The 5,998-nt window shown below is 69.5% G+C and carries 7 protein-coding genes; 5 read left to right on the top strand and 2 right to left on the bottom strand.

Features of this window, described 5'->3' with window-relative positions:
- From JHN63_RS46405 to JHN63_RS46385, 5 genes are all read left to right on the top strand, one after another.
- Window positions 1-466 (top strand): ABC transporter ATP-binding protein (locus JHN63_RS46405; protein ID WP_200691163.1); only part of this gene is annotated, 466 nt, incomplete at its 5' end.
- Window positions 467-640: 174 nt separating this feature from the next.
- Entirely contained in the window at window positions 641-1,777 is a 1,137-nt protein-coding gene (gene efeO, locus JHN63_RS46400) for an iron uptake system protein EfeO (RefSeq protein ID WP_200691162.1), read from the top strand.
- Between the two features lie 9 nt (window positions 1,778-1,786).
- Entirely contained in the window at window positions 1,787-3,094 is a 1,308-nt protein-coding gene (gene efeB / locus JHN63_RS46395) for an iron uptake transporter deferrochelatase/peroxidase subunit (protein WP_200691161.1), read from the top strand.
- A gap of 3 nt (window positions 3,095-3,097) precedes the next feature.
- Window positions 3,098-3,970 carry an iron uptake transporter permease EfeU gene (gene efeU / locus JHN63_RS46390; RefSeq protein ID WP_200691160.1) on the top strand — a complete coding sequence of 291 codons (873 nt, stop codon included), beginning with the start codon at window positions 3,098-3,100 and terminating at the stop codon, window positions 3,968-3,970.
- Window positions 3,930-4,922, top strand: coding sequence for a hypothetical protein (locus JHN63_RS46385; protein WP_200691159.1), 993 nt, complete (start codon window positions 3,930-3,932; stop codon window positions 4,920-4,922). The genes efeU and JHN63_RS46385 overlap by 41 nt, the downstream gene beginning before the upstream one ends.
- A 20-nt stretch (window positions 4,923-4,942) precedes the next feature.
- Here the strand turns inward: JHN63_RS46385 and JHN63_RS46380 are convergent, their stop codons facing one another.
- Window positions 4,943-5,677 carry a bifunctional DNA primase/polymerase gene (locus JHN63_RS46380; RefSeq protein ID WP_200691158.1) on the bottom strand — a complete coding sequence of 245 codons (735 nt, stop codon included), beginning with the start codon at window positions 5,675-5,677 and terminating at the stop codon, window positions 4,943-4,945.
- A 150-nt stretch (window positions 5,678-5,827) separates the two neighbouring features.
- Window positions 5,828-5,998: small ribosomal subunit Rsm22 family protein (locus JHN63_RS46375; RefSeq protein ID WP_234478724.1), on the bottom strand; the 171-nt coding region annotated here is incomplete at its 5' end.

Below are 5,998 nucleotides of genomic sequence, written 5' to 3'. Positions count from 1 at the left end.
GGGCAGGTGGGGGTGGGGGTGTCGGCGGAGGGCAGCGTGGACAGGGCGGCGCCCGATGGCACGGACGGAGGTCACGGACTTCGCGCTACGGCCGTTCTCGGCGCTCAGTGGTGGGGAGCGGGCCCGGGTCGCGCTCGCGCGGGTGCTCGCCCAGCGGGCGCCGCTGCTGCTGCTGGACGAACCGACGGCCGCGCTCGACCTCCGGCACCAGGAACTGGTGCTGCGGCTGTGCCGGGAAAGGGCGCACGCGGGGGACGCGGTGGTCGTGGTGCTGCACGATCTCGCGCTGGCCGCCGCCTACGCGCACCGGGTCGCGATCCTGCGCGCCGGTCGTGTCGCCGCCGACGGTCCGCCGGGGGAGGTTTTCACCGAGGCGTTGCTGTCGGACGTCTATGACCAGCCGGTCGAGGTGTTTCCGCATCCGCGCACGGGGGCGGTCGTGGTGACGCCGAAACGATCCGCTTGACCTTTCCTTGACCTTTCCTTGCCGTTTGTTTTCCGCCGTCGAGATCAAGCCGTGTCTGTGATTTTTCCATGGGCAGTGAATACCGGGCCGGGCGGGTATGACTGAGGTAAGCCTCAGGTAAGTTAGGGCAGCCTCACCACAGTGCCTTGCCACACACTCTCGCTTGGAGCCTGCATGCGTGCCGTCCGACTTCCCGTCGCCACCGCCGTCGCCGCCGCGGCCGCACTGACCGCCGTGACGGCGTGCACCGCGAAGAGCGACGCCAAGGACGGCGACGCGATCAAGGTCACCGCGGCCGATTCCAAGTGCACGACCTCGACCAAGTCGATACCGGCCGGCCAGGTCACGCTGAAGATCGAGAACACCGGCTCGAAGGCGACCGAGGTCGAGATCCTCTTCCCGGACGACCGGATCGTCTCCGAGAAGGAGAACATCGGGCCGGGCACCAAGTACACGCTCACCGCCGAGGTGAAGGCCGGATCGTACGAGATCGCCTGCCGGCCCGGGATGAAGGGGCACGGCGTCCGGCAGAAGCTCACCGTCACCGGTGGCTCGGTCGCCAAGCGCGACCCCAAGCTGGACGCCGCCGTCGCCGCCTACCGCGAGTACGCGCAGAACGAGGCCGACGCGACGATCCCGAAGGTGGAGACCTTCGTCAACGCCATCAAGGCGGGCGACCTCACCGCCGCCAAGAACGCCTACGCCCCCTCCCGCGTCGGTTGGGAGAGCACCGAGCCGATCGCCGAGTCGTTCGGGGACATCGACCCGAAGACCGACACCCGCGCCGACGGCCTGGAGAAGGGCCAGAAGTGGACCGGCTGGCACGCGCTGGAGAAGGCGCTGTGGCAGGACAAGAAGATCGGCGCCGAGCAGAAGACCCTCGCCGACGAGCTGCTCACCGATCTGAAGGACTGGCAGAAGCGGGTCGGCAAGGCCGAGATCACCCCGACCTCGATGGCCAACGGCGCCAAGGAGCTGCTCGACGAGGTAGCCACCGGCAAGGTCACCGGTGAGGAGGACCGCTACTCGCACACCGACCTGAGCGACTTCAAGGCCAACGTCGACGGTGCGAAGAAGGCGTACGAGCTGCTGAAGCCGGTCGCGCAGAAGAACGACGCGGCGCTGACCACCGAACTGGACAAGCAGTTCGCCGCGATCGACACGCTGCTCGACAAGTACCGCTCGACCACGACCTCGGACGGCTTCGTGTCGTACGACAAGGTCACCAAGGACCAGCGCAAGGAGCTGTCGGACGGGGTCAACGCGCTTGCGGAGCCGCTGTCCAAGCTCGCCGCCGCCGTCGTGAAGTAGGGGATCACCATGGCCGAGACCCCGAAGTCCGAGACCGCGCCCCAGAAAACCGCGCTCCAGAAATCCGAGAGCCCCTCGCGTCGTTCGCTGATCGGCTGGGGCGGTGCCGGGCTCGCGCTCGGTGCCGTCGCGGCCGGTGGCGCGGTCGCGATGAGCCGCGTCGGTGAGGACGTCGATCCGGCGGGCGCCGACATGGGTGCCGCGGTCGCCTTCCACGGCGCCAACCAGGCGGGCATCGCCACCCCGGTGCAGGACCGGCTGCACTTCGCCGCGTTCGACGTGAAGACCGACGACCGCGCCGAGTTCGTACAGCTGCTGAAGGACTGGACGGCCGCCGCCCGCCGGATGACCGGTGGGCACGCGGTCGGCGAGGGGGCCTACGGCGGGCTCGCCGAGGCGCCGCCGGACGACACCGGTGAGGCGCTGGGCCTGAAGCCCTCGCGGCTGACCCTCACCATCGGCTTCGGGCCGTCGTTCTTCGAGAAGTTCGGTCTCCAGGACGCGCGTCCCGAAGCCCTCGTCGACCTGCCGCAGTTCCCCGGCGAGAACTTCGACAAGTCCCGTACGGGCGGCGACCTCTGTGTGCAGGCGTGCGCGGACGATCCGCAGGTCGCCGTGCACGCGATCCGCAACCTGGCCCGGATCGGCTTCGGCAAGGTCGCCATCCGCTGGTCCCAACTGGGCTTCGGGAAGACGTCGTCGACGACCCCGGGGGCCCAAACGCCCCGCAATCTCATGGGGTTCAAGGACGGCACCCGCAATATCGCGGGGACGGAGACGGACCGGCTGAAGAAGTTCGTGTGGGTCGCCGAGGGCGACAACAGCGCGAACTCGGCCTGGATGACCGGGGGTTCGTATCTCGTCGCCCGGCGCATCCGGATGAACATCGAGACCTGGGACCGGACCTCGCTCCAGGAGCAGGAGGACGTCTTCGGCCGGGACAAGGGCGAGGGCGCGGCCGTCGGCAAGGCGAAGGAGCACGACCCGCCGTTCCTGAAGGCGATGAAGCCCGACGCGCACGTCCGGCTCGCGCACCCCGACACCAACGGAGGGGTCACGATCCTGCGCCGGGGCTACTCCTTCACCGACGGCACCGACGGCCTCGGCCGACTCGACGCGGGCCTGTTCTTCCTGGCCTACCAGCGCGACGTACGCAAGGGGTTCATTCCGCTGCAACGCCGGCTGTCGGCGACCGACGCGCTCAACGAGTACATCCAGCACGTGGGTTCGGCGGTCTTCGCCGTCCCGCCGGGCGTCCGGGACAAGGACGACTGGTGGGGCAGCACGCTGTTCTCCCAGGACGCGAAGGAGTCGTAGACCGTGTTCTCGAACTATCTGATCGGTCTGCGTGAAGGGCTGGAGGCCAGCCTCGTCGTCTGCATCCTGATCGCCTATCTGGTCAAGACGGACCGGCGGGACGCGCTGAAGCCGATCTGGATCGGCATCGTCGTCGCGGTGCTCATCGCGATGGGCTTCGGCTGCGCGCTCGAATTCGGCTCCCAGGAGATGACGTTCCAGGCCCAGGAGGCGCTCGGCGGTTCGCTGTCGATCCTCGCGGTCGGTCTTGTGACGTGGATGGTGTTCTGGATGCGGCGCACCGCCCGGCATCTGAAGACCGAACTGCACGGCAAGCTGGACGCGGCCCTCGCGATGGGCACCGGCGCGCTGGTCGCCACCGCGTTCCTCGCGGTGGGCCGCGAGGGCCTGGAGACCGCCCTGTTCGTATGGGCGTCGGTGCACGCGGCGAGCGACGGCACCCCGCGCCCGCTGGTCGGCGTAGGACTGGGTCTGGCCACGGCGGTGTTCCTGGGCTGGCTGTTCTACCGGGGTGCGCTGAAGATCAACCTCGCCAAGTTCTTCACCTGGACCGGCGCGATGCTCGTCGTCGTGGCCGCGGGGGTACTGGCGTACGGCTTCCACGACCTCCAAGAGGCGGACTGGGTCCCGGGGTTGACGAAGCTGGCCTTCGACATCAGCGACACGATCCCGCCGGACAGCTGGTACGGCACCCTCCTCAAGGGCGTCTTCAACTTCCAGCCGGACCCGACCGTCCTGCAGATCACGGTGTGGCTGCTGTACCTGATCCCCACGCTCACCCTCTTCTTCGCCCCGGTAGGGTTCGCCTCCGGGAAGGGGAAGGTGAAGACACCTGATGAGCAGGGATCGCAGCCCTCGAAGGCTCCGCAGGCTTGACCGGCGCGTACTGATAGCGGCCTCGATGACCGCTTTGTCGCTGACGGCGAGCGGTTGCGTGGTGGTCCACGGCGAGCGGGAGGTCCTGCCGGCCACCACCCGCGCCGAGGCCGCCACGGCGCTCCAGCAGTTCACGACCGCGTACAACGCCGCCGACAAGGCGTACGACAGTTCCCTGGACGCCGCTCATGTCACCGGCGCGCTCGGTGACATCGACGCGGCGCGGCTGAAGGCGGGGCACACCAACTCGCCGTCCGGGAACGCGAATTACTCGCCGCTGGAGCTGACGGACGCGAAGTTCACCATCCCGAAGAAGGCCGGCTGGCCGCGCTGGTTCGTCGCCGACACCGCCGCCAACAAGGGGGGCAGCGCCCGCTGGTTGCTGGTGTTCACCCGCAACGACCTGTCCGAGCCCTGGCAGGTGGCGTATCTGACGCTGCTCGCGGCCACCGCCGTACCGAAGTTCGCGACCGACAAGGACGGCTGGGCCGAGGCCGTACCGGCGGACTCGGCCGAACTGGCCGTCGCGCCGGGCGAGTTGAGCCAGAGCTACGCGACGTATCTGCAACGCGGCGGGACCGCCTTCGCGGACGGCACACACACCAGCGCCTGGCGCGCGGACCGGGCGAAGAACGCCTCGAAGCCCGGTCTGGCCACCCAGTACCTCGACGAGCCGCTGACCAGCGGCGACTACGCCCCGCTCGCGCTGCGCACGGCGGACGGCGGGGCGCTGGTGTTCTTCACCACGCGGTACTTCCAGAAGGAGACCGCGGCGGAGGGCACATCGGTGCCGACCCAGAACAAGGACGTCCAGGCACTGACGACGGGCGAGGTCGAGCAGTCCCTCACGCTCCAACTCATCTCCAACGAGGTGGCGTTGGACCCGAAGCGGGGCGGCAAGGTGTCGGTGCTGGGGCGGATCGAGGGGTTGACCTCGGCGCAGGGCGGCTGAGCCCTGCGTCCCTTGTGGGCCTAACGGCCCAGTGGCCAGGCCGCGTTGGCGTGGTCCGGTTCCTGGCCGGCGTAGCGGGCGCAGGCGTCCGTGAGGGTTTCGAGGAGGGTCAGCGGGTCGGGCAGGGGGTGCTCGGGGCCGCGGACCCAGTGCACGGACTGGTTCTCGCCGGGGAGTTGGGCCGGGGGGACGAGGACGTAGGAGCCTCGGCAGTGCCAGCGCAGTCCGGGGTGTTCGTCCATCGTCTCGGGGTGGCAGTCCAGTTCGCACGGCCACCACTCGTCCTCGTCCTCGGGGGTGCCGCGGGTGAGGGTGAAGAAGAGCAGCCGTCCGTCGTCGCTCGCGGCGACCGGGCCGACCTCGATGCCGGCGGCGAGCAGCCGCTCCAGGGCCTCCTGGCCCGCTTCGAGCGGAACGTCCAGGACGTCGTTGACCATGCCGGTCGCGGTGATGAAGTTGGCCTGCGGCTGGTGGCGGGCCCAGCGCTCGATCTGGGCGCGGTCGGTCGTGGACTGCGTCTGCCAGGCGAAGGACACCGGGTGGCGGGCCGGTGTGGGGCAGCCCACCCGGTCGCACGAACATCGGTAGCCCGGGGCGGGGTGCGCGGCGGGCGCGAGCGGGAGTCCCGCCTCGGCGGCGGCCAGCAGCAGGGCCTCACGCCCGCTGCCGTCGGGGGCCTCCTGCGGGCGGCGCGCACGCAGCCACGAGGAGATTCTGCCCTGCCGACCGGTCCGGCCACCGAACGTCGCGCTCATCTATCTCCTCGCCTTGCTGCTTGCCCTGTCGTTGTGCGGAGAACTTCCCCTATGGTCCCACCATCCTGCGCCCCGAGAGGCCGGACCTCACATCCGGGGTGGGTGGGACGAGACACACGAGCCACACGTGTGCCACTTTCGGCTAAAGTGTCACGCTTTTTCCGGCCAGGGGTCTCCCCAGCTCGCGTCCCGTGCCGTCTTGTACAGGTCGCCGTGGCGTTTGGTGACCGTCGTCCGGCGCAGCTGTTCGTCCGCCTCGCAGAGGTCGAGGAGCACCTGTCCCTTACGGATCTGCGGGCGTCGTACGACGCCCGCAGATCC

It is taken from the genome of Streptomyces sp. MBT65, assembly GCF_016612545.1.
Taxonomy (GTDB): domain Bacteria; phylum Actinomycetota; class Actinomycetes; order Streptomycetales; family Streptomycetaceae; genus Streptomyces.
The sequence above is the reverse complement of the archived record's forward strand: the minus strand, read 5'-3'. Positions and strand labels throughout refer to the sequence as shown.

Excerpts from the sequence above, each read along its gene's own strand:
- efeO (WP_200691162.1), top strand. The coding sequence starts at position 641 with ATGCGTGCCGTCCGACTTCCCGTCGCCACCGCCGTCGCCGCCGCGGCC.
- efeB (WP_200691161.1), top strand. The coding sequence starts at position 1,787 with ATGGCCGAGACCCCGAAGTCCGAGACCGCGCCCCAGAAAACCGCGCTC.
- JHN63_RS46385 (WP_200691159.1), top strand. The coding sequence starts at position 3,930 with ATGAGCAGGGATCGCAGCCCTCGAAGGCTCCGCAGGCTTGACCGGCGC.
- JHN63_RS46380 (WP_200691158.1), bottom strand. The coding sequence starts at position 5,677 with ATGAGCGCGACGTTCGGTGGCCGGACCGGTCGGCAGGGCAGAATCTCC.